Source organism: Haloplanus sp., from assembly GCF_028275055.1.
Taxonomy (GTDB): Archaea; Halobacteriota; Halobacteria; order Halobacteriales; family Haloferacaceae; genus Haloplanus.
In genome coordinates, this window is the sequence record NZ_JAQCNJ010000021.1 from 20,627 (window position 1) to 46,108 (window position 25,482).

The following is a 25,482-nucleotide window of genomic DNA, read 5'->3' on the forward strand; positions in this document are numbered from 1 at the left end:
CGCGCCCCGTGCCACAGCCCGATGCTGGGTCGGACGCGCTTGGTTACATATTTGTCCCTGTCCATATTGTTGTGTGGCAGTTGACCGTCCTCTATAACTGATTGCCCCGTCTTCGCGCCCTTCAAACGGTGATTGAAGCCGGATGGCCCGCGCTGACCGACCCGACACGTCGGCACGTGGCCGCTGGAGCGACCGTTGAACGACCCGTCGGAGACCGATTGCGCGAACCCTGGGCGCGTCCGACAACGGCAGTGTCACCCTTCGAGCCGTCACCTTGCGGTGGGCACCGCCGAGTTTCGCACTGAACCCTCCCGCCGAACGTCGAAAGAAGAGCAGTCAACCTCAGGGGCACCGATGATTACACTCAGAGATGGCTTTTATCCGATTATCTGGACTCTTATCCAACACAAATAGCATATATTCGATAATAGTCATGTATTTATCCAACAAATTTTTATATCAAGAGTTAAACGTAATATTGAGGCGGTCGGGGTCGGCAGGCTCCCACAGTGGGTGACAGCCATAATTGCGACATGCCATTCCAACCCGCCCACGAAAGTTCCGTTACCGCCTCGGTCTCATACCCCGTAGTTGCAAGGCCCGGCCTCAGGGACCCTCAACGACGGGATGACAGAGGAGATGCCCAGCGACCGGGCCGACATGTCGTCCGAGGTGCTACAACACTGCAACGCACAGACCGAGGCGGACAGGTGAGAGTTTCAGCGGGAGTTTTTGAACAACATGTAGCGGCGGTCAAAATCCGTGCAGTTCGCGGTGTTCCTGTAGATACGTCGGATGTGGTTCCACGCTACCTTCCTCGGGAAGAACCAGCGAGTTCCCATCTAACTGCTTGAACTCGTAATACCCCTCGCGTTCGGGTACATCCTTCACCAGAATCTCGTGGTCGTCAGTAAACGCGAGCCAGCCGGTATCGAACGCCCAATGGTGGAGTCGGCACAGAGCGACGCCGTTACGAACGTCGTCCGCACCACCCTCTGACTTCGGATAGATGTGGGCGGCCTCGACCTCGGGTTGTCCGTCGGGAGCCTCCCGGCTACTGCCACAGACCACGCAGGTCCGATTGTACGCTTCTCTGACGGCCTCGATGAACTCGGAATCGCGTGCCCGACGGCGAGTTTCGGTAACGCGTTTTTGTTCCCCGGTCAGTTGCGGTTCCGAGTCAGGGTCCGGTGTACGTGACTCATCGGCTGCCGAACTCTCTCGGCTCAGTTCGGTGTTGAGATCCACGTCGTTGATTCGGTAGGTCCCATCCTCGTCCAGAAAATCGACTTCCCCCCTATCACGCAGTCGCTGAAGTGTCTGCCTGATTTTTGCTCTTACACGGTCGTTTTCGGGAAACTTGGATGCCAGTCGTTTCTCCGAGAACTCGTAGAGTTCTCCGAGATGGACGACCCGTCCATCGTGCTGTTTCCGGTACTGTGCAAGTTCCTTTCTTACAGCATCGAGCCAATCTTCGGCATCGCGTGTCATCCCGGTGTCCCGATGTTTCATGATGAACACAAGAACATCCCGACCGTCCCGCTCCACGAACTCGTAGTCCAACACGTCAACTAACCCCTGATACTCCCACTTGTCGTCGCTCTCGGATTGGTAGAAGAAGTGGACTGGGATGCCCCCGCCGATGGCGTCGATGAGAGTAGAATTTCCGGGCGATGTTTCGCTCTGGTCGCCTGACAGTCCCTCTCCGACGTACTCGAACCGGCCCTGTGTTACGGAGTCATCGTAGGGTCCGTCCTCGTTTGCAAACACCAGTACGTAACGCCTGTCCTGCTGGTCCCGTCGCGGATTGATGCCGGAGATTCGGTATCCAAATCCCGTATCGAACGCCTCCTCGATTTCCTCTTGTGTGAGGCGGTCCCTGACGGAAACTCCCTCCGGAGGCGTGTTCATGTGCGTCTGCCATCCGCCCCCAAGAGCATCAAAGCACCGTCAACTCCGATGAGGGAGTGGGGAGCGACGAGACGCAGTTGAACTGATCGACAGACTGGAAGGAGGCGGCTTCCGAGACAGAAGCAAATGGGACCGGACGCGATTGCCGGTTCTCAGCAGCAACTGCCCTCTGTGGTACAGGGGTAATCGCATGACGTAGATGCGGCGATAGATACGTGTTGAAGACGCAACCAGAAGTGGACTCGCCGGGATTTGAACCCGGGGCCTCTCCCATGCCAAGGGAGTGATCTACCCCTGATCTACGAGCCCTGACGCATCGATTCGTACCGCGGTCCCGATAATAAGGGCTTCGACTCGTCGGTGTGTGGGTCGATCCACCCACGCTTTCGACGGCTTCGAAACGGTTTAGTGCCCGATTCGCGAATCAACGACTGGGAACAGCACGACCGCAACTCTGACTCGCCCGTCTGGGCTTGGGATTGCGGTAGTGCGCGACCGACAGTCGCTGGTCGCGGATTCGCTTCTGCGGTCTGTGCGGTTCCAACCAACTATGGCACGAATGCACACCCGCCGCCGAGGCTCGTCCGGGTCGGACAAGCCGGTGGCAGACGACCCCCCCGAGTGGAGCGACGTCGACGAACAGGACATCGAGGCCCGCGTGGTCGAACTCGCGGACCAGGGCCACGACCCGAGCGTCATCGGGATGAAACTGCGCGACGAGGGCGTGAAGGGGACGCCGATCCCCGACGTGACGCTGGCGACGGGCAAGAAGATCACCGAAATTCTCGACGACCACGACGCCGGTCACGACCTGCCCGAGGACCTGCGCAGCCTGATGGAACGGGCAATCGGTCTCCGCGAACATATGGCGGACAACGCCCAGGACCACCAGAACAAGCGCGCACTCCAGAACACCGAGTCGAAGATCCGTCGCCTGGTCGACTACTACCGCGGCGACGCCCTCGACGAGGAGTTCACCTACAACTACGAGGTCGCCACCGAGCTGCTGGAGGAGTAGATGGCCACCGCGCCCGCCACCACTGACACCGATGCCGACGCCGGTGAGGTCGCCGCCGCTCTCCGTGACGCCCCATTCGTCCGGGTCGTCGCGGCCGCAAACGGCGACTCGCTGGCCGCGAGCGGCGTCCTCGCGCGGGCGCTCAGGACGGTCGCCGTCCCGTTTCAAATCCGTGTCGACCCGATCCCCGATCCGGCGTCGACGATGGCCAACGGTGAGGACTTCGTTCTCGGCGTCGGTCCCGGAGCGACCGGTGGCGACCACGGCATCGGCGGTGCGCGCCCGGCGAGTCTCGCGGCCGCGGAGGTGGTTCGCGCGCTCGGACTCGACCCCGACCCCGTTCTCGCACTCGCGGGCGTCGCCGCCGCCGGCCACCCGGTCGACGCCGGCGACGCGGCGGCGTTGCTCGACGCCGCCTCACGGCAGACGACCGTCGAGCGCCGCCCCGGTGTGGCCGCCCCGACGGCCGACCCGGCCGACTGCCTCGCCCACTCGACGCTCGTTCACGCGTCGGTTTCCGGCGACCCCGAGGCGGCACGGGCCACCCTCGAGTCGCTCGAGTACCCGGCAGACCCGGCGGACGACGACCGCCGGCGTCTGGCCTCGTGGTTGGCGGTCGAGTCGACCGCATCGTCGGCGCGGGCCGTCGACGCGGTCGAGCGGGGTCTTCGCCCGTACGCGACGCCCGATGGCCGGTTCGCAACGGTCGCGGGGTTCGGGGACGTTCTCGACGCGGTCGCCCGAGAACGACCCGGAACCGGCGTTGCACTCGCCGTCCGTGACGGCGACAACGACGACACGACACGGACGGCCGTAGTCGAGGCGTGGCGGACCCACGCACGGGCCGTCCACACGGCCGTGGCCGAGGCGACGACGGGACGGTACGACGGTGTCCTCGCGGTGCGAGTCGACACCGACGCCGATCCCGGGCGACTCGGGACGGTCGCCCGACTTTGTCGTGACTTCCGATCGCCGGAACCCGTCGTGCTCGTTGTTGCCGACCGGGCGGCCGCCGCCGCGGCGCCGGGCGACGCCGACATCGGGTGCGCGACGGCCGAGGCGGTGCGGGCGGTTGAGGCCGGCGGCAAGAGCGCGGGCGACGCGCAGCGGGCGACGGCAGGATTCGACGACAACGTTGCAGTATCGCGGTTTATCACGGCGTTCAGGGAGGCGCTATGAGGCGCGCCTGTGTCGAGACGACACACGACGACGCGGCGACAATCGCGGCCGCACTCCGGCCGGACAACACGCCTTCGCTGTCGACGAGCGTGACGGACGATGTCGTCCGGACGACCGTCGACCGCAGGACCTCGGGCGGATTGGGGTCTACCGTGGACGATTACGTGGTGAACCTGACGGTCGCGGAGACCGTCGCACGAACGGCACGCGAACACAGACACACTCATGAGTGAACGTTCAGTATCCAAGCAGAAACGCGGCAAGCGCTGGTACACCATCTTCGCCCCGGAACAGTACGACCGGGCGGAACTCGGCCAGACGGTTGCCGACGAACCGGAGAAGATCATCGGACGAACGATCGAAACGACCCTCGGCGACCTCACCGGCGACTCGGGGGCCAACAACACCAAGCTCACGTTCAAGATCACGGACGTGGGATCGGACTCGGCCTACACGGAGTTCATCAAACACGAACTCACGCGGGACTACCTGCGGAGTCTCGTTCGCCGCGGCGCCTCGAAGGTCGACGCGACGGTGACGGTGCTGACGACGGACGACTACCGCGTCCGTGTCCAGCCCGTCGCCTTCACCACCAAGAAGGCAGACCGGAGTCAGGAGCAGGCCATCCGGCGGGTCATGATCGACCTCGTCAAGGAGGCCGCCGCCGAGCGCGACTTCATCTCCTTTGTCGAGGGCACCGTCAAGGGCCGACTCTCATCGGCCATCTACGGCGAGGCAAAAACGATCTACCCGCTCCGGCGGGTCGAAATCCAGAAGCTCACGCTTGAGGCGCGACCCGAAGAGGTCGCCGCCGAGGAGGAGGCGTCCGTCGACGTGGACGAAGAGGACGTCGCCGTCGACGAGGGCTGAGAACGCGCCACAGTGGGTTGCGGACTTTTTCACCGTGCCCCGACCCCGACCAACGGGTACCGACACCCGGCCGGATCGCCCGAGCACGTTACTCCTCGACGACGACGGTGCCGATCATGCCCGCTCGCTCGTGTGGAATGCAGAAGTAGCTGTACTCACCGGGGGTCTCGAACCGGTGACTGTAGGCCTCGTTGCTCTCCAACGCGCCGTTCAGCCCGTCCCACGCCTCTCGGGCGGCGTCCTCGGAGTCGTAGCCGCCACTCGCCCAGTAGTCCGCTCCCTCCGGAACACCGGACTCGTAGGCCGTGACCGAGTGGGCGCGGGCGCTGTTGTTGTACCAGACCACCTCGTCGCCGACACGCACCGTGATGGAGGCGGGAACGAACGCCTCCGAGGTCATCCCCACGTCGCCCTTGGTGGTGCCACCGGACGATCCGACGGCGGCACAGCCAGCGCTCGCGGCTACGAACCCGGCACCGAACGTCGCGAGAACGCGGCGTCTACGCATAGCCTCGTTTCGGTGCGCGACGGATAAATGCGGCGTGGTTCGACGATCGAATCGGCCGATATAAAGACGTAAATCCTCGGTCGCAGACGGGGGGAGTATGCAACCGCGGTTCGTGGGCCGACTCGGCCTCGCGGACGCCGTTACCGTCGGCAACGCGATGCTCGGCTTTATCGCCGCCTTTGCCGCCACGCGTGACGCCAGTTTGGCCGCACGGATCCTGCTCCTCGCGGCCGTCGCGGACGGCCTCGACGGCGTTATCGCCAGAAAGCGCGGCGGGTCCCTTGCCGGCCCGTATCTCGACTCGCTGGCGGACGTGGCCTCTTTCGGTGTTGCGCCGGCCCTGCTGATCGCCTCCCGGGCGGCCGACGCGTGGACGCTCGCGGACGACCCCGTCGCGCATCTTCTCGGCCTTCTCCTGCCTGCCGTCTACGTCGCGATGGCGGTGACCCGGCTCGGCCTCTACACTGCCTACGACAGCGACGCGTCCGAGACAAAGGGTGTACCGACGACGCTTGCGGCGACGGTGCTCTCGGCGGGTGTTCTCGCCGGCCTCGTCGGCCCGATCCTGTTGGTCGCGCTTTCTGGTGTCCTCGCGGCGCTCATGGTGACGCAGGTGACGTATCCGGACCTGCATCCACAGGATGCCATCGTGATGGGAACGGTACAGGCCCTCGCAATCGTTCTCCGGGGACGTCCGGGCGAGGCCTTTGCGTTCGCGCTGCTCTTTCTGGCACTCGCCTACCTCACGCTCGGCCCGCGGTTCTACTGGACGTGACTACATCCCCATGTCGCTTGCCTCCTCGGGCACCGGCAGGTCGCCGACCCGAACGCCGAGGAGTTCGGCCGCGTGGTCAAGCGCCATATCGAAGCCGTAGTATCGCTCCAGTTCGTCGCCGTCGACGCTCGGCCGGACCATCACCATCGCGTAACCGTCGCTGTTCTGGGCGACCACCGCCGTCCGCTCCCCGCGTTCGAACGCGAGCACTCGCTCCTCTTCGGTCTCGTAATACCGCGCGGTGACATCGTTATCCGTCTTGGACATACCGATTCGTAGGGGCCCGTCCTGTCGAATGTTCCGGTCGACGCGCCTGATGGTAGCACCCACGCTGGCACCTGACCCGTGCCCGTCGGCGGTGGTGTCTCATGACACCTCGGGTCCGTACGTGTGTTTCGGTGCGGTTGGCGCCGCGACAGCGCCGCTCGGCCGGGCGGTCACCGGCGCGTACCCGTTGGCTCCGGGTCTACAAAGTCGAATGAGCTAAGTGGACTCCGGCGAAGGAAGGCGTATGGCACACGACGCCCCGACGACCGACAAGGGAGTCGGGTTCGGCGTACTCTTCTCGATTCTGGCCGCCGTCGGAGGGATTGCGATGCTGCTTGCCCCCGGCCAGTTGGGGAAGGCGTGGGGTTTTGCCGCCGCCATCGTCGCGGCCATCGTCGCTGTGGCGGCCGTGCAGGCGTACGCCTGACCGGATGGCTTGAAAGAGTTAAGACGCTGAGTCACGTACTAGCAATGAACGATGACCTCTTTGACCGAAGAGGAGCGGCGAATCCTCGCGTATCTCCATGACAGCGTCTCCCGGGGGGAGCGTTACTTCCGCGCGAAGAACATCGCCGACGCCATCGGGCTGACCGCGAAGCAGGTCGGCTCCCGACTTCCCAAACTGGCGGAGAAGTCCGAGGATGTCGAGATCGAAAAGTGGGGACGCGCACGGTCGACGACGTGGCGCGTCACACAAGGGTAACCCTGCAGTTTTTGATGATCCGGCGGGAGCTTAACGTATGACTGTGCGTGTTCAGCGGACGTTCGAGTTCGAGGCACTACCGGACCGTGTCTGGGCGTTTATCTCGGATCCCGGCAAGCGCGCCGAGTCGATCAGCGTCGTCCGTGACTACGAGGTCGACGGCACCGAGGCGACGTGGGAGATCGATCTGGATCTACCGATGATCGACCGCACCGCGACCGTCGAGACCGACGATATCGACGTGGACGCACCGACCTACGTCAAATTCGTGGGTCGGTCGAGCGTGATGCGCGTGACCGGCGAACACCGTATCGAGGAGACCGAGGCGGGCTGTTACCTCCACAACGAGTTCGTCGTCGACGGCCGCCTCCCGGGCGTGGAGCGGTTCTTCAAAAGCCGCCTCGATGACGAACTCGACAACCTCGAAGCGGCGCTCAGGCGTGATCTCGAACTCCCGGCCTGAGATGCGGATCGCACTGGCTCAACTCGACCAGGAGGCCGGCGACGTCACGGGTAACCTCGACCGGGCTACGACTGCCGTCGCCGACGCCGCCGACCGTGGGGTCGACCTCGTCGTGCTCCCGGAACTGTTCACGGTTGGCTACTTTGCCTTCGGTGCTTACGACCGCGCCGCCGAGGGACTCGACGGACCGGTCTTCGCCCGTCTGTCCGACCTCGCGGCCGACCACGGCGTCGGGCTGGTGGCCGGAAGCCACGTCGAGGACCTCGCCGCCAGCGCCGCCGCCGGCGCCGACGTGCCGGCGTCCGAGGGCCTCGCGAACACCTGTGTCTTCTACGATCGCGGGGGGACCAGACGGGGCGTCTACCGGAAACACCACCTTTTCGGCTACGGGTCGGCCGGGACGGAACTGTTCACACCCGGCGAGACGCTCCCGACCGTCGAGTTTGAGGGTGTCACCGTCGGCATGACGACCTGTTATGACCTCCGGTTTCCCGAACTCTACCGTCGGCTGGTCGACCGGGGCGTGACGCTTGTCTGCGTGCCGAGCGCGTGGCCCTACCCCCGCGTCGAACACTGGGAGACGCTCGGCCGCGCGCGCGCAATCGAGAATTTGACCTACGTCGCGGCGACGAACGGGGCGGCCACGTTCGACGATGCGACGCTTCTGGGGCGGTCGACCGTCTACGATCCGTGGGGTACGGCCATCGCGAGCGCCGGCGACGACCCGACTCTCGTCGTCGGCGATGTCGATTCCGGCCGGGTCGCCGCGGTGCGTGAGGAGTTCCCCGCGCTCCGCGACCGGCGGGACTGACCGGGGTCGGTGGGTTTATACGGTAGAGGACAGTATCGGCTGGTGCCGACGCATCGACGCTTTTCTCGTCGAGACTCGGCACATTCGACTCCACCACGTCGTCGCCCGCCGCGGAACGGACCGCCCTCGCCCGGCAGGGGGGTCCTCCCCTCGGCTCCCGTCCACCCTTCCGTTTCAGGCCGCTCGCTTTTCTACCTCGCCTTTGAGCGCCGCGGCGTCGCAGTCGTGATCAGGGCGGATGTTGACGAAGTCGAGAAAGTCAAGCGCCCCAAGCAGTTCCTCGGCCGGGTACGCCGTTGTGGCCGCCTCGACGGTCGGTCCCGCGCCGATCAGAGGTTCGAGCGCCGCCAACCCGCAGGCGATGTCGTACGACCGGGCGGCGTCCCCACCGGTCTCACCGACGTTCGTCGCGTCGATAAAGTAGAGGTCGTCGTCGAGGATGAGAACGTTCTCGGCACGCAGGTCACCGTGTGCGAGGCCGTGGTCGTGGAGCGTCCACAGCGCGCCGAACAGTTCGGGCGCGAGTGCCCGTTCGGTCTCCCGGTCGAGTTCGTCGAGCGGGCGAAACTCCGGAAGGTACTCGAGAACGACAACGCCAAGATCGTCGATTTCGAGTGCTTCGAGCGGCTCCGGCGCGTTCAGCCCGATCCGCCGCATCTCCTCGGTCGCAGCCAGCTCATGGGTGGCCATCCCGTACGGCGTTCCGAAATGTTCGAAAAACCCCTCCGTCCCCGACGAAAAGACGCCGAGGTTCCGGCCGGTCGTGATGAGCGCGTGGACCAGCGAGTTGCGCCGTGAGATGACCTTCACGAAGAGGTCCTCGTCGAGAACGAGCGGGGTCGAAAGCCAGTTGTCGGCGTCGAGACACCGGACCGAAGGGTCCTCGCGGCCGTACCGCGCCGCGATTTCGGCGGCTACCCGGTTCAGTCGGTCGTCGCCGATCCGACCGCGGACGAGTCGCCTGACTTCCATCGCAGTTCCGTACGCCGCGTGGGGGGATATATCATTGGTCCCGTCACCCATCCGTCAGCGCGTCCGAGAGCGTCGATGCCGCCCGTTCGCCGTCGGTTCGGGGCGCGGGGAGCCGGACGGGGGCTTCGCCGAAGCGGTCGACGACCAGCGCCGGATCGCGTGTCCGAAGATACCGGCCAAGGAGTCCGACTGCGACAACGAGAAGGCCGATGCCGCCGAAAAGTAGCACCGTCGCGAGGGTCGCGACGGCGCCGGCGACGGCGTCGGTCACCGCGAGAACGCCCCCGACCGGTGCGTCGCGGGCCGCCTCTCCTACCGACAGCGTGCCGGCCACGTTCAGCGCCCGGAGGGCACCCCCGCCACCGAGTCCGACGAGCCCGTAGAGGAGCGCACGAAGCCCCCACCGAAGATGCCGTGGGTCGCCCGAGGCGTCGACATCGATTCCACACACGTTCGGCCGGTCGACCGCCTCGAACCGCCGACCGGCGGCGGCGGGGTTGTACGCCAGCACCCGGTGGGTGGTGACGGCGGCCCAACCGGCCCCGAGCGGTGCGCGTTCGACGACCTGTTCGCCGCCGTAGCAGAACGCCTCGGGGTCGGAGCCAACGCTCTCCCGGCCGGCTATCGGGCGCCCGGTGTCGAACACCCGGTCACCGGGCGTGGTCGCGCTCCCGTTTCCCCCCGTGCTCGACGGTCGGTCGTTCCGGTCGTCCATCGGCCGTTCTGACGGGCGCCCGCACTGTCACCGTTTCGGCCCGACCGGGACGATCCGGGCGATTTTAGAGGGTCGGGTGGCGAACTCGCCTCATGCATCACGGGGCGATGACGGCATGAGTGGCGAGGACGAGCGATCCGGTTTCGTTGAGTACGGCATCGACGACAAGCCACCCCTCCTCACGTCGGGGCTGCTCGGGGTCCAACATTACCTCACGATGGTCGGAGCGAACGTCGCGGTGCCGCTGATCCTCGCGGGGGCACTCGGCATGCCCGACGCCATCGTCCCGCGGTTCGTCGGCACGTTCTTCGTTGTCTCGGGCATCGCCACCCTCGCACAGACCACCTTCGGCAACCGATATCCGATCGTGCAGGGCGCGCCGTTCTCGATGCTCGCGCCGGCGCTCGCCGTCATCGGCGTCGTGCAGGCGAGCAACCCCGCCGGACCGGCGTGGCAGGCCGCGCTTCTCCAGTTGCAGGGCGCCATCGTCGTCGCCGCCGTCGTTGAGGTGGCGGTCGGGTATCTCGGACTGCTCGGCCGCATCCGGGCGTACATCTCGCCGGTCGTTATCGCACCGACCGTCGCGCTCATCGGCCTCGCGCTGTTCAACGCCCCGCAGGTGACGGCCGCCTCCGGCAACTGGTGGCTGCTCGGCCTGACGCTCGGGTCGATCGTTCTGTTCTCGCAGTACCTCGGTGATCGGTCCCGGGCGTTTCAGTTGTTTCCGGTCCTTCTCGGTGTGGTCGTTGCGTGGGTCGTCGCCGCCGTTCTCTCTGTTACGGGTGTTTACACCCCCGATACGTCCGGGTTCGTCGACCTGGCGTCGGTGGCCGCCGCGCCGGCGCTGATGCCTATCTACCCGCTCCAGTGGGGGATTCCACGGATCGAGACGGCGTTCGTCATCGGGATGCTCGCCGGCGTCGCGGCGTCGATGCTCGAGTCCTTCGGCGACTACCACGCCGTCGCCCGCCTCTCCGGGATCGGCGCGCCGAACGAGGAACGGATCAACCACGGCATCGGCATGGAGGGGCTAATGAACGTTTTCGCCGGCCTCATGGGGACGGGCGGGTCGACCTCCTACTCCGAGAACATCGGTGCCATCGGGTTGACGGGTGTTGCCTCCCGCTATGTCGTCCAGATCGGTGCCGCCGTGATGATCGTCATCGGCTTTGTCGGCTACTTCGGCCAACTCATCGCCACCATCCCCGATCCCATCGTTGGCGGGCTTTACGTCGCCATGTTCGGACAGATCGTCGCCGTTGGCCTCTCGAACCTGGAGTACGTCGACTTGGAGTCCTCCCGGAACGTCTTCATCGTCGGCATCGCCCTCTTTGCTGGCCTCGCGATTCCGGCGTACATGGGGAACGTCGGGAGTGCCGCGGCCTTCCGCGAGGGAATGGCCGCCGTCGCCGTCGTCGGACCGATCCTCGGAACGCGCGCCGTCGCAGACACGGTCTACGTCATCGGGTCGACCGGGATGGCGGTCGGCGGTCTCGTCGCCTTCGTTCTCGACAGCACCATCGAGGGGACGCGCGCAGAGCGGGGGCTGGTCGAGTGGGAACGGGCGACGGAGGAAGACGCCGCGTTCATCTCCGCGTTCGACCGGTTCGTCCGGGGCGACTGAGTCGACCACGACCCGGCACCGGACGCCGGTACCCGGACGACCGACGGCGTTTCTCACGACTGTGGCGCATCCGTTCTCGGTGATATCCGGACGGTCGGACCGGTCGCTCGGGAGACCGACGCACCCTTAGGCCACCACAGCGTGGCTTGAACCGGTCTCGATGGTGTGACGGCCGTCGTCGTGGCGTGATCGGCTCCCCGATACCTCCCTCCTGCTGTGAGCCGAAAGCTTCTGGTCACCGCCCGGAGCATAATGGATCGCCTCACGTCATGTACAGACGCGGTCATCTCGGCGTCTCGCTTCTCGTGTTCGCGCCGGTCGGTCTTACGCTCGTCGTGTACGGCCGGCCCGACCTCGCGTTCGTCGCCGGCGCGGTCATGATCTGGCTGTCGATGCTCCCCGACCTCGACCATCGCGCCCCGCTGATCTCCCACCGCGGGCCGACCCACACGCTCGCCTTTGCCGTTCTGGTCGGCGGCATCGGCGGCGGCGTCGGCTTCGGTCTTACGCCCACCCTCGGCGGCGATCCGACGACCGTTGCCGCCTTCGGCTTCGGTGTCGGCGCGGCCGCGGTGCTCGCACACCTCCTCGCGGACGCGCTGACACCCGCGGGCGTCCCGCTCCTGTGGCCGTTGTCGGGTCGCGACTTCTCCGTCCGGCTCACCCGTGCCGACAACACCTTGGCGAACTACCTTCTCCTCGCTGCCGGCGTCTGTGCCACCGCGGTCGCGACGGTCGTCGCCGTGCAGGTGTCGTGAGCAGACGGCCGCTCCGACCGCGGGGGACGGCCGAGCGACGCGATCCCGTGATCCGCCGTGAAACAGACGCTAACGGGTGCTCAGGCGCTCAAAACCCATCTCGACTGCCGAAACCGCATCACGAACCCGGTGGATACCCGGAAACCTTATGTCGCTGGTTTTCGTCGTGCGTTACGCAATGACGACAGGTACGGTTGCGTTCTTCAACGACACCGGCGGTTACGGGTTCATCGAGACCGAAGATTCCGACGAAGACGTGTTCTTCCACATGGAGGACATCGGCGGCCCGGACCTCGAAGAGGGACAGGAAGTCGAATTCGACATCGAACAGGCCGACAAAGGCCCCCGAGCGACCAACCTCCAGCGACTGTAGGTCCGGGCACAGACCCGACCGCTCGAACGGCGCTGGACGAGCACTCCCTTTTTCACCCGCTCGAAGCGGCCGCTACAACGTCCCGGTCGCCCGTTCTACCGCCGGGATTCGATGGCCGTGGAGATGGCGTCGTAAGTCGGGTTGACCGGTCGACCACCGACGAACACGCTCGGTGTCCCCTTGACCCCGCTGTCGATCCCCGACTGGCGGTCGGACTCCAACACCGGTCGGTAGGTCCCGTTGAGCGCGTCGGCTTGAACCGCACATCCCGGCGCGCCGACCTCCTCGGCGAGGTCGGTGATAAGCGCCGGCGAGTAGTCGCCTTGGTTTTCGAACAACGCGTGGGCGTACTCGAAAAAGGCCTCGTCGCCGACCTCGTCCTGTACCCCACGGGCGGCGCTCCCGGCCTGCCACGACCACCGTTCGTCGACCGGGATCGGGAAGTCGCGGTGTTCGAACCGGGCCACGCCCGGGTCGACGTAGTCGGATCGAAGCTCCGGGAGCACCTCGAGACTGAACGTCGCACAGTGGGGACAGGAGAAATCCTCGAACGCCGCGACGGTCACGTCGGCGTCGTCCGGCCCCACGCCCGGCGCCGGCAGTTCCGACACCGTCGGTCCATCTTCGATGTCGCAGTCCTCGGTTCCGCCGCCTCCACCTCCTCCACCGCCACCGAGACACCCCGCCGAGAGCCCGACGAGTCCTGCCGTCGCCACGAGACACGCGCGTCTGGTGTGTTCCATGCGGGCGCATCCGGGCGGCGCCGACTTAGCCCTCCCGATCCCCGAAACCGGCCGCGGCTGTGGTGTCGCCCGGCGAATCAGCGCGTTTTTATGCGCTCCGGCGGAACACCGTATTATGAGCTTCGAGAAGGAAGACGAGGTGGTACTCCACGACAAACACAGCGAGTACGACGGCGACGCGGGGACGATCACGCAGGTGATGGAGACGATGTTCGGCGACGCCACCTACACGATCAGCTTCGAGGACGGACAGGAGACCGGCGTCCCCGAGGACGCGCTCGAACGCGCCGGCGACGCGGACGACGAGTAATCCGCGACCGCCCCGTATGTCGAGTGTCCCCTTCCACTACGTCGATCTGCGGACGTTCTGTTACGCCACCGAGGACGAGAAGCGCGTCGAAGGGGCGCTCCGAACCTTTCTCCCCGAGGACCACGGACTCGAGCGGCAGGTAACCGAGGGCCACCACGGCGACCGGATCGCCATCCTCTCGGCGCGACTGGAGAACGCGGACGACGTGCGGTACGTCCTCGGCCGACTCGCCGACCTCCCCGGCTACGACGCGTTCGTGGATGAACTCGATGATCGGGTGTCGGAGGACTGCTCGTTGTATCTCACCCTCGACAAGCAAGCGGCGTTCGGCGGCGTGGCCCGGCAAGGTGACGGCATCACCCTCCGCGGAAAGGTCGAGGCCTACCCTGCCAAACGCGAGGCCGCAGTCGAGAACGCCCGCGAAGCGTTCGAGACCGCCCGCGACTAACGCAGTCGTTCGACCACACGATCCGCGCCGACGAACTCGTCGTCCAACCGGTCGATCTGTGTTCCGTTCTCGAAGATCACGAGCGTCGGCACCCGAGTGATGTTGTAGTCCCCGATCAGCGTCGGATCGTCACGCGGGTTGATGAGCGCCACGGGCACGCCGGTCTCCTCGGCGACGAGACCGAGCACCGGTTCCATGGCGGCGCAGGCGCCACAGCCAGCGGTGTAAAACTCCACGAGGGCGCGGTCGTGGTCGGCGACGAACCGGTCGAGGGCCGTCGCGGTTTCGAGGCGAACGGGTGCCGGCGCGTCGGTCGAGTGGGTGTCGGTCACGACGATCGATACGCGCCCGAAACGGGTGAGTCGTTCGGCGTTGCCCGTTACTCGACGCTTGGCGCGTCCTCGTCGCTTCGCCCCGGCAGAAGGAGTTCGACCTCGAGTTCAGGGTCGCCGACACCCTCGAAGTCGATCTCGAGTTCGACCGGTTCGCCGAAGGCGAAAGGGAGTTCCCACTCGTCGTCGGCGATGGTGAGTTCGTTGTCGTCTCGGAGTTGTTCGCCGAGGGCGATCAGAAACTCGCCGGCCTCGCTGGCGCCGACTCGGTACTCCCGTTCGAACTCCCGCCCCATCCGGATCGTCGTCCGTTCCTCGTCCGTGTCTATGGTCTCGGACATCGTGTCTTCGCGAAGGGGTGCCGGGGTCATAGCCTCCTCGGTTTCGTCCGCTGAGGCGGCTTCCTACCGTCACGACGACGTCACGGCCGACGAGACCGAACGCCACGGGTCAGGGCCACTTGATTCCACAACCACGCGACGGCCCGGGGTCGAGGTCGACCGCCTCACCGGCTTGGACCGCGTCGATGGCCTGCCGGATGTAGAACTCGGTCGCCGTCTCATCGGGGCCGAGGGCGTCGTCGAGGCGGCCGTGATACGCCAGTCGGTAGGTGTCGCCGTCGCGGCGGAAGAGAAATGGATCCGGCGTACAGACCGCGCCGTAGGCCCGTGCCACATCGGCCGTCTCGTCGCGGAGGTAGGCGTCGTAGGCCACCCGGCCCTCGTCGACGAACGCCTGCATCTTTTCGACGGAGTCCTCGGGGTACTCCTCTGTGTTGTTCGCGTTGACGCCGACGACCGCCACGTCGTCCTCGGCGGCGATGTCGTTCAACAGGTCGAACTTCGCCTGTGCGTACGGGCAGTGGTTGCAGGTGAACACGACGAGAAGGGCGTCGGTGTCGAAGTCCTCAAGTGTGTGCGTCTTCCCGTCGACGCCGGGGAGTTCGAACGCCGGTGCGGGGTCGCCGGTCTCCAGTTCCGAATCCGACTCTTGGAGTGCCATAGGCGCCGTAGCGACCGAGCGGTGAAATACTGTGGGTCGGCGGCAACGAAGAAAAAAACATTTTTATAGAACCGCGTGCAAGTACTCGATGTAACATCAGTGATCAGCCATGGCGCTTCCGACCAGTCCAGCCAGTTCGTGGCTCCAGCGCACAGGCTTCCCAAGTCAGTTGTTCGAATCCGGACGCGACGACTACGAACTGTACGAGGAGGACGGCGAGTTCGTCCTGAGCGTCGAGATGCCGGGGTTCGACCCCGCCGAGATCGACGTGACGTGGGACGACGGGATCCTCAACGTCGCCGCGGAACACGAGGATCAGAACCGCGCCGAGCGCCGGACCTACCACCGACGGTTCCGCTTCCCGAAGTCCGTCGGCGACGAGGAGATCACTGCCAGTTACAACAACGGTATCCTCGAGGTCCGACTGCCGGTGTCGGCGGGCGCAGCCACCCGGGGTACGCCGATCGAAATCGACGCCTGACGCGGTCGACCCGTGACGGCCCGGCCGGCACGTCCGGCCAACGGACTACTCCGCCGAGACGAGGTAGATCCCGAGTATCGCACAACCGATCCCGGCGACCTTTCGGGCCGTCAGTGACTCGTCGAGAAAGGCGATTCCTGCAACCGAACTGACGACCAGAAAGGTTCCGAAGATGGGAACCACCGCACTCACCGGACCGAGCGACAGCGCACGGTAGTACGCGAGGATGCCGACCGCCAGAAACAGTCCGGCCAGATAGAGGTACGGCGCCTTTGGGTGCCGGAAAAACGAGGTGACCGACTGCCCCTCGTAGAGAACGACCCCTACGGTCGCGATCAGCAGGATTCCGTTGGTGATGAGTGCGGCGACGAAACTCGGCACCTTCGGGTCGCCGGTCGTCGCAAAGCCGACCAGCGGCGCAACCGCCGAGTACGCCACCAGCGCGACAAGCGCCCACTGGAGATAACCCATATCGAACATCGGGTCGAGTGAACAGTATAGCGTTTCGATCCCGGCGTCTCGGGCCGTCGATCAGTCGCCGACCCACACGGCCCCAAAGGCGTCGAAAAAATCCTCGTCGGTCGCCACGAGCGCGTGTGTCACCCGGAGTTTCCGCGCCCGGTCGGCCACGTCGTCAACGAACGCATCGACACGCTCGCGGTACCGTTCGGCGAGTCGACCGCCGAAGTACGTCCGCCGGGTCAGCTCAGACTCCACGTCCTCGAAGATCGTGTCACCGCCGGCCTCAGGGTCGAGTTCCGCCGGTGAGAGCGTCTGGACGAGTACCACCTCGTTGCGGGCGAGCGCCGCCACGCCCGCCTCTAACCCGTCGAGGTCGCCGATACAGTCCGTAACGATGACCACCAACGACCGCGACCGGATCGATGCCGCGTACGCTTCAAGCGCCGCCTTGAAATCCGTCTCGCCCTCGGGGGTCGTCTCGTTGAGGCGGTCGACGAGCGCCAACACCTCCCCCCGCGTCGATCTGCCGGTGTCGAGCCGTTCGGTCCGGTCGGTGAACAGTGACAGCCGAAAGTCGTCGTGTTCCTCGGCGGTGAGGTAGGCGTACCCGAGGCCGAGTTTCGCGCTGAACTCGAACTTGTTGTGGTCGTCGTCGCCGTAATCCATCGACGCGCTCGCGTCTATGAGGACGTGGACGGTAAGATTGCGTTCTTCCTCGAACTGCTTGATAAAGTACTCCTCCGTGCGGGCGTAGAGCCGCCAGTCGATCAGGCGGGTGTCGTCGCCCGGCGAGTAGCGTCGGTAGTCGCTGAATGTCAACCCCTCGCCGACGCTCGGCGACTCCCGTTCGCCCTTTTTGACCGCCGTCGTCTGCTGGTCCAGCGACGCATCGAATCGGCCGAGTTCGTCGAGAAAGTCGGGATCGATCATCTCAGACCTCGTCAACCAGCGTCGCGATCACGTCGTCGGCCGTCAGCCCTTCACGTTCCGCCCGGAAGTCGAGCAGGATGCGGTGGCGCAACACCGGCGGGGCCATCTCGGCTACATCCTCCCACGAGACGTGTGCGCGTCCACGGAGAAACGCCCGTGCCTTCGCCGTGAGGACGAGTCCCATGCTCGCCCGGGGACTCGCGCCGAACTCGACCGTCTCTGCCTCGCGGGTCGCCCGCACCAGTTCGATCGCCCGGTCGCGCACGTCGTCGGCGATGGGCATCTCGCGGGCCAGCGACTGGATCTGCCGGATCTCCGAGCGCGTCACCACCGTCTCCACCGGCGGGGCCGACCCCGATCCGCTCCCGGTGTAGAGGTTCACGATGTCGCGTTCCTCCTCCGCGGCGGGGTAATCGAGAACGAGTTTCAACAGAAAGCGGTCGGTCTGGGCCTCCGGGAGCGGGTAGGTTCCCTCCTGGTCGACCGGATTCTGCGTCGCCAACACTAAAAAGGGCCGCGGGAGGTCGTATGTCTCGCCGGCGGCGGTTACCTGCTTTTCCTGCATCGCTTCCAACAGCGCCGCCTGTGTCTTCGGCGTTGCACGGTTTATCTCGTCTGCGAGAACGATGTTCGCGAAGATCGGCCCCTTGTCGAAGACGAACGCTCTGGTCTCGCCGGAGTCGCGGATGACCTCCGTTCCCGTGATGTCCGACGGCATCAGGTCCGGCGTGTTCTGCACCCGCGAGAAGTCCAGCCCGGTCACCTCCGCGACGGTCCGAACCATCGTGGTCTTCCCCAGTCCGGGGTTGCTTTCAAGCAGGGCGTTGCCGTCCGCGATGATACAGACCAGCAGGCGTTCGAGCACGTCCCGTTGGCCGATGATTCGCTTGCCGACCTCCTCGCGGACCTCGGCCAGTCGCTCCTGCAACACGTCGATGTCGGTGTTTGTCTCGGTCATGAGTCGTCGTCCTCCCGGATCCGCAGGTTGTACTCGCGGATCAGGTCCGCATCTTCGAGTCGCTCGCGTTCGGAAAACCCTGCGCGCTGGCTCTCGACCGTTCCCGAGTCGTCGAATCCGCTCTCGTCGTACGCGGCCGCCGACTCGACGTCGGCGCCGGCGTCGTTGTCGCCGCTCCCCGAGCCCTCGGTGTCGATGGACGCGTCGAGATTCTCCTCGCCCTCGGGTACGCCCTCCGGTTCGCCGAGGATCGACGACCCGTCCTCCAACCCGGTGTACTCCGTATCGGTGCCACCGTCCGGTTCGGCCTCGGGCGCCCCACCGCCAGCAAGCGAGAGGTCGACGACGGCGAGTTGGATCGTCGCGATGCTGACGGCCGCGACGAGGACAACCGTCAGCGCGATCCGTCGGAGGTCGAGAAGGCCAACGCTGGAGGCCGCCCGGAGGTCGTCGAGAACATCCTCGTAGAGCCGACGCGCCATCCGGGAGCGGCCGCTCTCCCCGCGTTCGACGGCGTCGCGAGCCGTCCGCAAGGCCCCGCGTAGGTCCGGGTTTGCGGCCTCGAACTGCTCGATCAGCGGCCGGCGCACCCGCCACGCGACCTCCACGACGAGGATAACGACCCCGGCGACGAGACCGACGACGACACCGCTCGCCACCGTCGAGTCGGCGGGCGCGACGCCCGCGCCACGGAGCGCCGACAGCACGGCACCGGGCAACGAGAGGCGCGTGGGGAGTCCGGGTATGCCGGCGACCGTCGCGACGAGGTTCGTGAACAGTGTCGCAAGCGTCGCGTCGACAACGGCGTAGATGATCGCCACCTTCCAGCCCTCCCGGCGAATCTGGGTCAGCGCGCGACGGAGCTTGCGCTCCTCGGGCGGGGGGTCGCCGTCACCGGTGGCAGGGGTGGTCGTCGGCTCGGCCATTGTCAGTTACACTCCGGCGGCGGGTCGTCGACCTCGGCACACACCGCCGCGAGGTCGCTCTCTGTTTCGCTGAGTTCGTCCCGAAGGTTTTGATTCTCCACGCGGAGGTTCTGGTTCTCCGTTTCTAAACTGCTGATCTCGGATTCGAGTTGTGACACCTGATCGTTCAGCTCGTCGACGTCGGCCTGCAGTTCGTCGCGTTCCGTCCGGAGCTCATCGTTTTCGGTTTCGAGGCTCGAGACCTCCGACCGGAGCTGTTCGTTCCGGGTTTCCAGTTCGTTCGCCCGTTGTTGTAACTCCTCGACCCGGTTGCGAGCAGACTGGAGATCCTGCCGGGTCGAGGCGAGTTCCTGCTCGGTCGACTCCAGTTGCCCTTCCGTTTCTTCGAGGTCTTCCGACACCTGTCCTACGTCGCTTCGGGTGGTCTGTAGGCTCTCGTTGAGATCCTGCAGCCGCTGGCGGGTCTGCTGGAGTTCGCTCTCGGTCGACCGGAGGTTCTCCCGCAGGCGCTCGTTCTCCTGGCGGAGCTGGCTGTTCTCCGTATCGAGATCCTCGACCGACTCCTGATAGTACAACGTCGCGCCCGCGGTCCCGGCGACCGACAGGCAGATCAAAAGGGCGAGGGCGAGGTTGATCGATCGGCCAATGAGGCTCATGGGAGACCGCTCTCACGGGTAGTTCGGCCGTTGTACACTTGAAGCCGCCGGACAACCACCTCGGTCAGGAACAGGAGTAGGGCGGCGGTCAACAACGCCCAGTCCCACGACCGCCGCACATCGCGCACGCGGGTCGACTGCTGGCGGGCGAACGCGGCGATCTCCGTGGCGTCGTTGCGCCCGAACTGCTGGCCGCCGGTCGCCCGCACGGCCTCGGTGAGCGCCGCCGACGTGCCGAAGCCGGCGTACTCCGCGGGGTAGTTGGCGGCGTAGGTCGCGCCCGCAACCGTCCCGAACCCGACCGACTCGGGGGTCGTCTGTGCGCGGTAGACGTTCTCGTCGACGGCGCTGAACGTGAGCTCCGTCCCCTCGGGTGGCGAGACACCACGGTAGACGACCGTCGTCGGCTCCCCGACCCGCGTGTCGGCCACGTCAGTGACCCCCGTCGCTTTCCGCTCCGGATCGCCGATGGCGTAGTTGACGGACTTGGTGACCAGCAGGGAGTCCGGCCGTCGGAGCAAGCCGTCGAGCCCTCCGGTGTCGTCGTAGGCCGTGATCGTTGCGACCCGCCCGAGCCCGTACCGCCACGAGGCAACGGCGGGCGTGCCGTCCGAACCGGCGACGAGAAGGTCCGCGCCCGGCCGCATCGAGACGTCGTTGACACGGCCGGGGGTCGACTCCAGCGTGACGCCACTCGTGATGAAGTGTGTCGAGTCGACGACGGTCAGACCCTCGCCCTGGAACTGTCGGCTTCCACCGCCGAACAGGAGGCGCAGACGCTCGGTTTCGTCGGCGCGGAAGTAGTTGCCCCCGGACTCCTCTGCGATTCGCCGGAGAACGCCCTCGTTGACGTTCCGCCCGGCCCCGACGGCGATAACGCGGACCCCCTGTCGACCGAGCGCGTTCGCCACGACTGCCGACCGACTCGCGGTGTCACCGCCGTCACTGACGAGGATGACCGTCCCACGCTGCCCGCCGAGCATCTCCTCGGCCCCCCGGAGCCCGTTTGCGATGTCCGTCGCGCCGCCGGCCTGCAGGCGACGAATCCGGTCCTCGACGTCGGCGCGTCCCTCGCCCAGTCGAACGGGGTCGGCGACGCTGTAGGCCCGCTGGTTGAACCCGACGACGCCAACGGTGTTCTCATCATCGAGTTGTGAGAGGGCGTCGAGTGCGATGGCTTTCTGGATCCGCATCCCGTCATCGGCGCTCCCCGAAACGTCGATCAGCATGACGATGCGTGTACTCCCCGGACGCGACTCGCCGAACGTGACCGGGAGCATCGAGGCAACCGAGGAGTTGGCGTAGTTCCCGTTCTCAAAACTGTCCGGGCCGCCAGCCATCAACAGCCCCCCACCGTCGATAACGAATCGCTGGAGTTCGTCGACGTTCCCCATGTCCCCGGCGGCGACGTTCTGGACGACCACCGCGTAGTACGGGTCGAGATTTTCGGGGACCGACTCGGCCGTCTCGACATCGTACAACTGGTTCAGATACTCGCGGAGCGGGTACTCCCCGCGGGAGACATACAGCACGCGGGGTTGATCGACGACGCGGACGGTCTTTCGCGCCACGTCGTTGACCTCGAACTCGTCGTCGCCGTCGATTTCGGCCGTGATCCGGTGGTCGCCCGTCGACTCGAACGTATGCGAGACGACAACGCTTCCCGTCCCCTCCGCGACCCGTTCGCTCGTGACCTGTTCGCCGTCGACGGAGACGGTCACCTCGACCGGGTCGGTGGCCCGAACACCGGAAACCTGCACCAGATACTGGCTTTCGACGCCGACGCTCGCCTTGCTCGGTCCGGAGACGGCGACGTAGCGCTCGGTCCGCGTCGGGTCGGGAGAGACGGCGCTGATCGTGGCGTTCACGGAGCGTGCGAACTCAGCCGTCTCGGCGAGGCGCCGCCCGTCGGTGACCTGGCCGTCGGAGACGACGACGACCGAGCCGTTCTTGCGGACGTTCGCGGCGACACCGTCGCCGATCCGCGAGTCGGTCCCCTGCCCGACCGTCGAGACGGTCACCGGCACCCCTTCGGCCTCGATGTCCTCGGCCAACCGCTCGGCGACCGCCGGCGAGACGGTCGTGCTGTCCGAGCGGTCGACCAGCATCGACACGCTCGGCTCTCCCTGCGTTTCGGTCGTGACGACGGTGAAGGGACCGGCGGCCGAGACGACGATCAGGGTCGCAACGACCAGTCTGGCGGCAAGCAGGAGTCGCCGACTCCGCCGTGAGGCCATCCCGGACGCCCGGTATCGGACGAGCAACAGAAGCGTGGCGACGGCGGCCGGCAACGCGAGCAACGCCGCCGGCCGCTCGAGGCCGACGACCGCCCCCCCGACTGTCGTCCGGACCGACAAAAGCAGCCACATCACAGATCACCCCGGCGACGGAGAAAGGCCACCTCGCCGACGAGAACGAGCAACGCGACCAGCGCGACGAGGGGCGTCAGCGGGCGGGGAACCTGCCGTTCCTCCTCCCGCGCCCGGACACCGGTCACTCCCTCGCGCTCGTCGAGCGGCGCCGCGGCCACGTCCGACTCGGCCTCGCTGTACAACGACACACCGAGCAGGCGGTCGTCGCTGACGGCGTAGAACCCCGCCCTGTCGAGCGGAACCGACCGTGCCGAGACGGTTCTGTCGGGTGTTCTGACCTCGGTTGTGTCGGAAAACCGGAGTACCGATCCGGTTTCACGGTTCAGGCTGTCGAGCGACTCCCGGCCGGCCAGATAGAACACCGCCCGCTTCCAGAAGACGGGGTATTGGTAGTTGAACCGGAAGGGGTCGGAGTCGGCGACGTAGCCGTAGTAGAGGACACGACCCGCTTCTCGTTGCTCCGTCGCGACGATCGGCGTTCCGTCTCCGGTGCTGACGAGGGCCGTCCCGGACCGGAGCGACCCCTGGAGGTAGCCCTCCGGCGGCGGGAAGTCGATCCCGCGGGTGAGTTCGTCGTTCGCCGTCCGTCCGATCGAGGGATTGGTTCCGGCACCGGTCGGCGAGAGGAGAAGAAGGTCGCCGTAGGCCTCCGGCGGCGACTCCTGTGCTACAACCCCGACACCGCCGCCCGCGTCGAGAAGGTCGCGGCCGGCCTCGACGTTACCCCGAAGGAGGCGTTCGCCCGCCACATCACCGTAGAGAACCACGTCGTAGCCGTTCTCGACCGTTGTCGGCGGTGCGTCGACCGTGAGTTGAACCTCGTCGATCACCGAGAGCGCGGTCGTGAGATACCGATTCCGATCGTTCGTCAACAACAGGACGTCGACCGTCGGGTCCGGCGGGGCGGCGACGTACGCCACGTCGTCCGTGGGAAAGGAGTCACCCGGCGTCACCCGCGCCTCGCCGCCGCCGGCGGGAACAGGCAGCGTTACCCGTTCGACGTCGCCGGGAGCGAGCGTGAGCGAGCGACGGCGGTCACCGAGAACCATCGACCGTGTCGTGGGCTCGTCGCCGAAGTTTTGCACGGTGAGCGTGACGTTACGTCCCGAAAAAGAACGGTCCACGATGCCGACGTTGTCCTCGCCGCCGCCGGCGAACTGCCGGAGGTCGACCCGCAAACCACGGGCGCGGGCCGACTGGACGGCCTCGGCCCACGCCGCGTCGTCGGCGAAGTCGCTGAACACGACGACCCGGGCGTTCTCGCCGGCGATGGAGGCCGCCTGCGAGATGGCACCGCCCAGATCGGCCGGTGTCTCGCTGACGGTCAGGCCATCGAGCGTCGACGCCACCTCCTCGTTACCGCCCGAACGGAGAACGATTCGGTTCTCGTTTCCGGCGAGCACGACGGCGTTGGTTCCGGTGGTCGCCTCGCGGGCCGCCGCCACGGCCGCGTCGAAGCGGGATCCGCTCCCGGTTTCGGCGGCCATGCTCGCGCTCCCGTCGAGGACGACAACGGTCTCCTCGACGGTTTGGCTCTCGGAAACGGTGACGTACGGCCCGGCAAGCGAGACGGCCAGGGCAACGATGACGAACAGTTGCAGACACAGGAGGAGACTCCGCTTGAGGCGTTCGAGAAGGGGGTTCGCCGCGTCCTCGCCCTCCTCGTCGAACAGGTACCGGAGCGTCGGGAGTTCGACCCGACGGGGGTCGGGCTGGACGAGATACAGCACGATAACGGGAACGACCGCGAGGAGGGTGAGAAGCCCGAACGGGGAGAGGAAGGCGTCTGCGAGGGCCATACCCGCTACACGGCATCGTTGTTGATCGTTCTTTCGACACCAGAAATATCACCTTCGTTCGGGACGGATACTGACGCGTAAGCAAACCCTTTCATGGAGGGAGACAACAGTATCGTATGGCCGATAAGCTGGAGCTGCTCGACGTGCTTCTCGATAACGCCCGCGAGAGTTCCGACACCATCGCGCGACAGCTCGGATGTTCGGAGTCCGATGTCGAGACGATGATCGAAGAACTCGAAAACGAGGGTGCAGTACTCGGATACCAGGCGGTCGTCGACTGGAACCACGTCGACCGTGACCACGTCGAGGCCGAGGTGGAACTCAACCTCGAACTCGACCGCGAGACAAAGTACGCCGACGTCGCGGGCCGGATCGCGAAGTTCGACGAGGTGACCGCGCTCCGACTGGTCTCCGGCGACTACGACTTCGACGTGACCGTCGAGGGCGACTCGATGCGCGATGTCTCGATGTTCGTCTCGGAACAGATCGCGCCGATCCCCGAGGTGACCCAGACGGTGACCCACTTCGTGATGAACACGTACAAGAACCGCGGACTCGATTTCACCGACCGAGACGAGGACGACCGGTTGTCGGTCTCGCCATGAAGCTGTCAGATCGCGCCGAATCGACCCCGCCGTCGGGTATCCGTCGGTTCTTCGAACTCGCCGAGGAGATGGACGACGTGATCTCGCTGGGTGTGGGCGAACCCGACTTCACCGCGCCGTGGAAGTCGCGTGCCTCCGCGATCCACTCGCTGGAGCGGGGTGAGACGTCCTACACCACCAACCGGGGGATGTACGAACTCCGAGCGGCCATCTCGGAACACGTCCCACAGTACGGCCTGAACTACGATCCCGACGAGGAGATCCTCGTGACGACAGGTGCGAGCGAGGCGGTCGATCTGGCGCTCCGTGCGCTGGTCGATCCCGGCGACCCCGTTGCGATCCAGTCGCCGGCGTACATCTCCTACGGGCCGGGCGTGCGCTTCTCGGGCGGTGAGCCACTCCCGGTCTCCACCCGCGCCGAAAACGACTTCGTGCTCACGTACGACGATCTCGACCGCGCCGGCGCCGACGACGCCGAGGTGTTGATGATCTGTTATCCGAACAATCCGAC

General features: G+C 66.0%; 34 protein-coding genes and 1 tRNA gene. 18 read left to right on the forward strand and 17 right to left on the reverse strand.

The window, feature by feature from the left end:
- The first annotated feature begins 591 nt into the window (after positions 1–591).
- Positions 592–714, forward strand: coding sequence for a hypothetical protein (locus Q0925_RS02760; protein ID WP_299331693.1), 123 nt, complete (start codon positions 592–594; stop codon positions 712–714).
- Between the two features lie 39 nt (positions 715–753).
- On the opposite strand, the gene Q0925_RS02765 is transcribed toward Q0925_RS02760, so the two are convergent.
- Positions 754–1,911 (reverse strand): HNH endonuclease, encoded by a 1,158-nt coding sequence (locus Q0925_RS02765; RefSeq protein ID WP_299331695.1) that lies wholly within the window; start codon positions 1,909–1,911, stop codon positions 754–756.
- A 237-nt stretch (positions 1,912–2,148) separates the two neighbouring features.
- Positions 2,149–2,220: transfer RNA gene (locus Q0925_RS02770), tRNA-Ala, on the reverse strand.
- A 241-nt stretch (positions 2,221–2,461) separates the two neighbouring features.
- On the opposite strand from Q0925_RS02770, the gene Q0925_RS02775 reads away from it, so the two are divergent.
- The 4 genes from Q0925_RS02775 to Q0925_RS02790 are packed head-to-tail and all read left to right on the forward strand — an operon-like array spanning position 2,462 to position 4,978.
- On the forward strand, positions 2,462–2,929 hold the full coding sequence (locus Q0925_RS02775) for a 30S ribosomal protein S15 (protein ID WP_299331697.1): 468 nt from the start codon (positions 2,462–2,464) through the stop codon (positions 2,927–2,929).
- Positions 2,930–4,108 carry an exonuclease RecJ gene (locus Q0925_RS02780; RefSeq protein WP_299331699.1) on the forward strand — a complete coding sequence of 393 codons (1,179 nt, stop codon included), beginning with the start codon at positions 2,930–2,932 and terminating at the stop codon, positions 4,106–4,108. It begins immediately after the preceding gene.
- Positions 4,105–4,341 carry a KEOPS complex subunit Pcc1 gene (locus Q0925_RS02785; RefSeq protein ID WP_299331701.1) on the forward strand — a complete coding sequence of 79 codons (237 nt, stop codon included), beginning with the start codon at positions 4,105–4,107 and terminating at the stop codon, positions 4,339–4,341. Before Q0925_RS02780 ends, Q0925_RS02785 begins: the two co-directional genes overlap by 4 nt.
- A complete protein-coding gene (locus Q0925_RS02790) occupies positions 4,334–4,978 on the forward strand; it encodes a 30S ribosomal protein S3ae (RefSeq protein WP_299331702.1) in 645 nt (214 codons plus the stop codon). The genes Q0925_RS02785 and Q0925_RS02790 overlap by 8 nt, the downstream gene beginning before the upstream one ends.
- Before the next feature lie 88 nt (positions 4,979–5,066).
- On the opposite strand, the gene Q0925_RS02795 is transcribed toward Q0925_RS02790, so the two are convergent.
- On the reverse strand, positions 5,067–5,486 hold the full coding sequence (locus Q0925_RS02795; RefSeq protein ID WP_299331704.1) for a cupredoxin domain-containing protein: 420 nt from the start codon (positions 5,484–5,486) through the stop codon (positions 5,067–5,069).
- 97 nt (positions 5,487–5,583) lie between these two features.
- Here Q0925_RS02795 and Q0925_RS02800 point away from each other — a divergent pair, with 97 nt between their 5' ends.
- Complete coding sequence (locus Q0925_RS02800; protein WP_299331707.1) at positions 5,584–6,261, forward strand: protein sorting system archaetidylserine synthase; 678 nt, start codon at positions 5,584–5,586, stop codon at positions 6,259–6,261.
- Here Q0925_RS02800 and Q0925_RS02805 read toward each other — a convergent pair whose 3' ends face one another.
- Positions 6,262–6,528 (reverse strand): DUF7111 family protein, encoded by a 267-nt coding sequence (locus Q0925_RS02805; RefSeq protein WP_299331709.1) that lies wholly within the window; start codon positions 6,526–6,528, stop codon positions 6,262–6,264.
- 244 nt (positions 6,529–6,772) lie between these two features.
- Here Q0925_RS02805 and Q0925_RS02810 point away from each other — a divergent pair, with 244 nt between their 5' ends.
- The 4 genes from Q0925_RS02810 to Q0925_RS02825 are packed head-to-tail and all read left to right on the forward strand — an operon-like array spanning position 6,773 to position 8,505.
- A complete protein-coding gene (locus tag Q0925_RS02810) occupies positions 6,773–6,955 on the forward strand; it encodes a DUF7525 family protein (protein ID WP_299331711.1) in 183 nt (60 codons plus the stop codon).
- A 51-nt stretch (positions 6,956–7,006) separates the two neighbouring features.
- The gene (locus Q0925_RS02815) at positions 7,007–7,231 is read left to right on the forward strand and encodes a DUF7123 family protein (protein ID WP_299331713.1); all 225 of its coding nucleotides are present in this window, start codon (positions 7,007–7,009) and stop codon (positions 7,229–7,231) included.
- A 37-nt stretch (positions 7,232–7,268) separates the two neighbouring features.
- Entirely contained in the window at positions 7,269–7,694 is a 426-nt protein-coding gene (locus Q0925_RS02820) for an SRPBCC family protein (protein WP_299331715.1), read from the forward strand.
- Position 7,695: 1 nt separating this feature from the next.
- Positions 7,696–8,505: a carbon-nitrogen family hydrolase gene (locus Q0925_RS02825; RefSeq protein WP_299331769.1), complete on the forward strand. Its 810-nt coding sequence runs from the start codon at positions 7,696–7,698 to the stop codon at positions 8,503–8,505.
- 174 nt (positions 8,506–8,679) lie between these two features.
- On the opposite strand, the gene Q0925_RS02830 is transcribed toward Q0925_RS02825, so the two are convergent.
- Positions 8,680–9,477 (reverse strand): RIO1 family regulatory kinase/ATPase, encoded by a 798-nt coding sequence (locus Q0925_RS02830; RefSeq protein ID WP_299331718.1) that lies wholly within the window; start codon positions 9,475–9,477, stop codon positions 8,680–8,682.
- Positions 9,478–9,520: 43 nt separating this feature from the next.
- Positions 9,521–10,192 (reverse strand): hypothetical protein, encoded by a 672-nt coding sequence (locus Q0925_RS02835; protein WP_299331721.1) that lies wholly within the window; start codon positions 10,190–10,192, stop codon positions 9,521–9,523.
- 115 nt (positions 10,193–10,307) lie between these two features.
- On the opposite strand from Q0925_RS02835, the gene Q0925_RS02840 reads away from it, so the two are divergent.
- The 3 genes from Q0925_RS02840 (at position 10,308) to Q0925_RS02850 (ending at position 12,947) form a co-directional block, all read left to right on the forward strand.
- Positions 10,308–11,816, forward strand: coding sequence for a uracil-xanthine permease family protein (locus Q0925_RS02840; protein WP_299331723.1), 1,509 nt, complete (start codon positions 10,308–10,310; stop codon positions 11,814–11,816).
- A gap of 269 nt (positions 11,817–12,085) precedes the next feature.
- Complete coding sequence (locus Q0925_RS02845; protein ID WP_299331726.1) at positions 12,086–12,574, forward strand: metal-dependent hydrolase; 489 nt, start codon at positions 12,086–12,088, stop codon at positions 12,572–12,574.
- A 178-nt stretch (positions 12,575–12,752) separates the two neighbouring features.
- On the forward strand, positions 12,753–12,947 hold the full coding sequence (locus Q0925_RS02850) for a cold-shock protein (RefSeq protein ID WP_299331729.1): 195 nt from the start codon (positions 12,753–12,755) through the stop codon (positions 12,945–12,947).
- Positions 12,948–13,042: 95 nt separating this feature from the next.
- On the opposite strand, the gene Q0925_RS02855 is transcribed toward Q0925_RS02850, so the two are convergent.
- Positions 13,043–13,690, reverse strand: coding sequence for a DsbA family protein (locus Q0925_RS02855; protein WP_299331732.1), 648 nt, complete (start codon positions 13,688–13,690; stop codon positions 13,043–13,045).
- A gap of 115 nt (positions 13,691–13,805) precedes the next feature.
- On the opposite strand from Q0925_RS02855, the gene Q0925_RS02860 reads away from it, so the two are divergent.
- Both Q0925_RS02860 and Q0925_RS02865 read left to right on the forward strand, forming a co-directional pair.
- Entirely contained in the window at positions 13,806–14,000 is a 195-nt protein-coding gene (locus tag Q0925_RS02860) for a DUF1918 domain-containing protein (protein WP_299331734.1), read from the forward strand.
- Between the two features lie 16 nt (positions 14,001–14,016).
- Positions 14,017–14,448 carry an RNA-binding protein gene (locus Q0925_RS02865; protein ID WP_299331736.1) on the forward strand — a complete coding sequence of 144 codons (432 nt, stop codon included), beginning with the start codon at positions 14,017–14,019 and terminating at the stop codon, positions 14,446–14,448.
- Here the strand turns inward: Q0925_RS02865 and Q0925_RS02870 are convergent.
- The 3 genes from Q0925_RS02870 to Q0925_RS02880 form a co-directional block, all read right to left on the reverse strand.
- Complete coding sequence (locus Q0925_RS02870) at positions 14,445–14,780, reverse strand: thioredoxin family protein (RefSeq protein WP_299331738.1); 336 nt, start codon at positions 14,778–14,780, stop codon at positions 14,445–14,447. The two genes, Q0925_RS02865 and Q0925_RS02870, sit on opposite strands and share 4 nt — an antisense overlap.
- A 47-nt stretch (positions 14,781–14,827) precedes the next feature.
- Entirely contained in the window at positions 14,828–15,151 is a 324-nt protein-coding gene (locus Q0925_RS02875; RefSeq protein WP_299331741.1) for an amphi-Trp domain-containing protein, read from the reverse strand.
- Positions 15,152–15,230: 79 nt separating this feature from the next.
- On the reverse strand, positions 15,231–15,782 hold the full coding sequence (locus tag Q0925_RS02880) for a thioredoxin family protein (protein ID WP_299331744.1): 552 nt from the start codon (positions 15,780–15,782) through the stop codon (positions 15,231–15,233).
- A 109-nt stretch (positions 15,783–15,891) separates the two neighbouring features.
- On the opposite strand from Q0925_RS02880, the gene Q0925_RS02885 reads away from it, so the two are divergent.
- Positions 15,892–16,263: an Hsp20/alpha crystallin family protein gene (locus tag Q0925_RS02885; protein ID WP_299331747.1), complete on the forward strand. Its 372-nt coding sequence runs from the start codon at positions 15,892–15,894 to the stop codon at positions 16,261–16,263.
- A 45-nt stretch (positions 16,264–16,308) separates the two neighbouring features.
- Here Q0925_RS02885 and Q0925_RS02890 read toward each other — a convergent pair whose 3' ends face one another.
- The 7 genes from Q0925_RS02890 to Q0925_RS02920 are packed head-to-tail and all read right to left on the reverse strand — an operon-like array spanning position 16,309 to position 24,366.
- Positions 16,309–16,734 carry an EamA family transporter gene (locus Q0925_RS02890; protein WP_299331750.1) on the reverse strand — a complete coding sequence of 142 codons (426 nt, stop codon included), beginning with the start codon at positions 16,732–16,734 and terminating at the stop codon, positions 16,309–16,311.
- A gap of 60 nt (positions 16,735–16,794) precedes the next feature.
- Complete coding sequence (locus tag Q0925_RS02895) at positions 16,795–17,655, reverse strand: DUF58 domain-containing protein (protein WP_299331752.1); 861 nt, start codon at positions 17,653–17,655, stop codon at positions 16,795–16,797.
- A gap of 1 nt (position 17,656) precedes the next feature.
- Complete coding sequence (locus Q0925_RS02900) at positions 17,657–18,613, reverse strand: AAA family ATPase (protein ID WP_299331755.1); 957 nt, start codon at positions 18,611–18,613, stop codon at positions 17,657–17,659.
- On the reverse strand, positions 18,610–19,539 hold the full coding sequence (locus Q0925_RS02905) for a DUF7502 family protein (protein ID WP_299331757.1): 930 nt from the start codon (positions 19,537–19,539) through the stop codon (positions 18,610–18,612). The genes Q0925_RS02900 and Q0925_RS02905 overlap by 4 nt, the downstream gene beginning before the upstream one ends.
- A 2-nt stretch (positions 19,540–19,541) precedes the next feature.
- The gene (locus Q0925_RS02910; protein WP_299331758.1) at positions 19,542–20,195 is read right to left on the reverse strand and encodes a chromosome partitioning protein; all 654 of its coding nucleotides are present in this window, start codon (positions 20,193–20,195) and stop codon (positions 19,542–19,544) included.
- A complete protein-coding gene (locus tag Q0925_RS02915) occupies positions 20,192–22,564 on the reverse strand; it encodes a VWA domain-containing protein (RefSeq protein ID WP_299331761.1) in 2,373 nt (790 codons plus the stop codon). Before Q0925_RS02915 ends, Q0925_RS02910 begins: the two co-directional genes overlap by 4 nt.
- On the reverse strand, positions 22,564–24,366 hold the full coding sequence (locus Q0925_RS02920) for a vWA domain-containing protein (RefSeq protein WP_299331763.1): 1,803 nt from the start codon (positions 24,364–24,366) through the stop codon (positions 22,564–22,566). The genes Q0925_RS02915 and Q0925_RS02920 overlap by 1 nt, the downstream gene beginning before the upstream one ends.
- Before the next feature lie 116 nt (positions 24,367–24,482).
- Between Q0925_RS02920 and Q0925_RS02925 the strand changes: the two genes are divergently transcribed.
- Both Q0925_RS02925 and Q0925_RS02930 read left to right on the forward strand, forming a co-directional pair.
- A complete protein-coding gene (locus tag Q0925_RS02925; protein WP_299331765.1) occupies positions 24,483–24,971 on the forward strand; it encodes an Lrp/AsnC family transcriptional regulator in 489 nt (162 codons plus the stop codon).
- A partial coding sequence (locus tag Q0925_RS02930; protein ID WP_299331767.1) for an aminotransferase class I/II-fold pyridoxal phosphate-dependent enzyme occupies positions 24,968–25,482 on the forward strand: 515 nt, incomplete at its 3' end. The genes Q0925_RS02925 and Q0925_RS02930, both read left to right, overlap by 4 nt.

What these genes read in the sequence shown, in the direction of transcription:
- Q0925_RS02835 (WP_299331721.1), bottom strand. Translation starts at nt 10,192, where the DNA reads ATGGACGACCGGAACGACCGACCGTCGAGCACGGGGGGAAACGGGAGC.
- Q0925_RS02925 (WP_299331765.1), top strand. Translation starts at nt 24,483, where the DNA reads ATGGCCGATAAGCTGGAGCTGCTCGACGTGCTTCTCGATAACGCCCGC.
- Q0925_RS02785 (WP_299331701.1), top strand. Translation starts at nt 4,105, where the DNA reads ATGAGGCGCGCCTGTGTCGAGACGACACACGACGACGCGGCGACAATC.
- Q0925_RS02815 (WP_299331713.1), top strand. Translation starts at nt 7,007, where the DNA reads ATGACCTCTTTGACCGAAGAGGAGCGGCGAATCCTCGCGTATCTCCAT.
- Q0925_RS02875 (WP_299331741.1), bottom strand. Translation starts at nt 15,151, where the DNA reads ATGACCCCGGCACCCCTTCGCGAAGACACGATGTCCGAGACCATAGAC.
- Q0925_RS02905 (WP_299331757.1), bottom strand. Translation starts at nt 19,539, where the DNA reads ATGGCCGAGCCGACGACCACCCCTGCCACCGGTGACGGCGACCCCCCG.
- Q0925_RS02820 (WP_299331715.1), top strand. Translation starts at nt 7,269, where the DNA reads ATGACTGTGCGTGTTCAGCGGACGTTCGAGTTCGAGGCACTACCGGAC.
- Q0925_RS02790 (WP_299331702.1), top strand. Translation starts at nt 4,334, where the DNA reads ATGAGTGAACGTTCAGTATCCAAGCAGAAACGCGGCAAGCGCTGGTAC.
- Q0925_RS02900 (WP_299331755.1), bottom strand. Translation starts at nt 18,613, where the DNA reads ATGACCGAGACAAACACCGACATCGACGTGTTGCAGGAGCGACTGGCC.
- Q0925_RS02805 (WP_299331709.1), bottom strand. Translation starts at nt 6,528, where the DNA reads ATGTCCAAGACGGATAACGATGTCACCGCGCGGTATTACGAGACCGAA.
- Q0925_RS02800 (WP_299331707.1), top strand. Translation starts at nt 5,584, where the DNA reads ATGCAACCGCGGTTCGTGGGCCGACTCGGCCTCGCGGACGCCGTTACC.
- Q0925_RS02915 (WP_299331761.1), bottom strand. Translation starts at nt 22,564, where the DNA reads ATGTGGCTGCTTTTGTCGGTCCGGACGACAGTCGGGGGGGCGGTCGTC.
- Q0925_RS02845 (WP_299331726.1), top strand. Translation starts at nt 12,086, where the DNA reads ATGTACAGACGCGGTCATCTCGGCGTCTCGCTTCTCGTGTTCGCGCCG.
- Q0925_RS02880 (WP_299331744.1), bottom strand. Translation starts at nt 15,782, where the DNA reads ATGGCACTCCAAGAGTCGGATTCGGAACTGGAGACCGGCGACCCCGCA.
- Q0925_RS02885 (WP_299331747.1), top strand. Translation starts at nt 15,892, where the DNA reads ATGGCGCTTCCGACCAGTCCAGCCAGTTCGTGGCTCCAGCGCACAGGC.
- Q0925_RS02765 (WP_299331695.1), bottom strand. Translation starts at nt 1,911, where the DNA reads ATGAACACGCCTCCGGAGGGAGTTTCCGTCAGGGACCGCCTCACACAA.
- Q0925_RS02865 (WP_299331736.1), top strand. Translation starts at nt 14,017, where the DNA reads ATGTCGAGTGTCCCCTTCCACTACGTCGATCTGCGGACGTTCTGTTAC.
- Q0925_RS02895 (WP_299331752.1), bottom strand. Translation starts at nt 17,655, where the DNA reads ATGATCGATCCCGACTTTCTCGACGAACTCGGCCGATTCGATGCGTCG.
- Q0925_RS02910 (WP_299331758.1), bottom strand. Translation starts at nt 20,195, where the DNA reads ATGAGCCTCATTGGCCGATCGATCAACCTCGCCCTCGCCCTTTTGATC.
- Q0925_RS02810 (WP_299331711.1), top strand. Translation starts at nt 6,773, where the DNA reads ATGGCACACGACGCCCCGACGACCGACAAGGGAGTCGGGTTCGGCGTA.
- Q0925_RS02860 (WP_299331734.1), top strand. Translation starts at nt 13,806, where the DNA reads ATGAGCTTCGAGAAGGAAGACGAGGTGGTACTCCACGACAAACACAGC.
- Q0925_RS02890 (WP_299331750.1), bottom strand. Translation starts at nt 16,734, where the DNA reads ATGGGTTATCTCCAGTGGGCGCTTGTCGCGCTGGTGGCGTACTCGGCG.
- Q0925_RS02795 (WP_299331704.1), bottom strand. Translation starts at nt 5,486, where the DNA reads ATGCGTAGACGCCGCGTTCTCGCGACGTTCGGTGCCGGGTTCGTAGCC.
- Q0925_RS02830 (WP_299331718.1), bottom strand. Translation starts at nt 9,477, where the DNA reads ATGGAAGTCAGGCGACTCGTCCGCGGTCGGATCGGCGACGACCGACTG.
- Q0925_RS02850 (WP_299331729.1), top strand. Translation starts at nt 12,753, where the DNA reads ATGACGACAGGTACGGTTGCGTTCTTCAACGACACCGGCGGTTACGGG.
- Q0925_RS02855 (WP_299331732.1), bottom strand. Translation starts at nt 13,690, where the DNA reads ATGGAACACACCAGACGCGCGTGTCTCGTGGCGACGGCAGGACTCGTC.
- Q0925_RS02920 (WP_299331763.1), bottom strand. Translation starts at nt 24,366, where the DNA reads ATGGCCCTCGCAGACGCCTTCCTCTCCCCGTTCGGGCTTCTCACCCTC.
- Q0925_RS02775 (WP_299331697.1), top strand. Translation starts at nt 2,462, where the DNA reads ATGGCACGAATGCACACCCGCCGCCGAGGCTCGTCCGGGTCGGACAAG.
- Q0925_RS02780 (WP_299331699.1), top strand. Translation starts at nt 2,930, where the DNA reads ATGGCCACCGCGCCCGCCACCACTGACACCGATGCCGACGCCGGTGAG.
- Q0925_RS02825 (WP_299331769.1), top strand. Translation starts at nt 7,696, where the DNA reads ATGCGGATCGCACTGGCTCAACTCGACCAGGAGGCCGGCGACGTCACG.
- Q0925_RS02840 (WP_299331723.1), top strand. Translation starts at nt 10,308, where the DNA reads ATGAGTGGCGAGGACGAGCGATCCGGTTTCGTTGAGTACGGCATCGAC.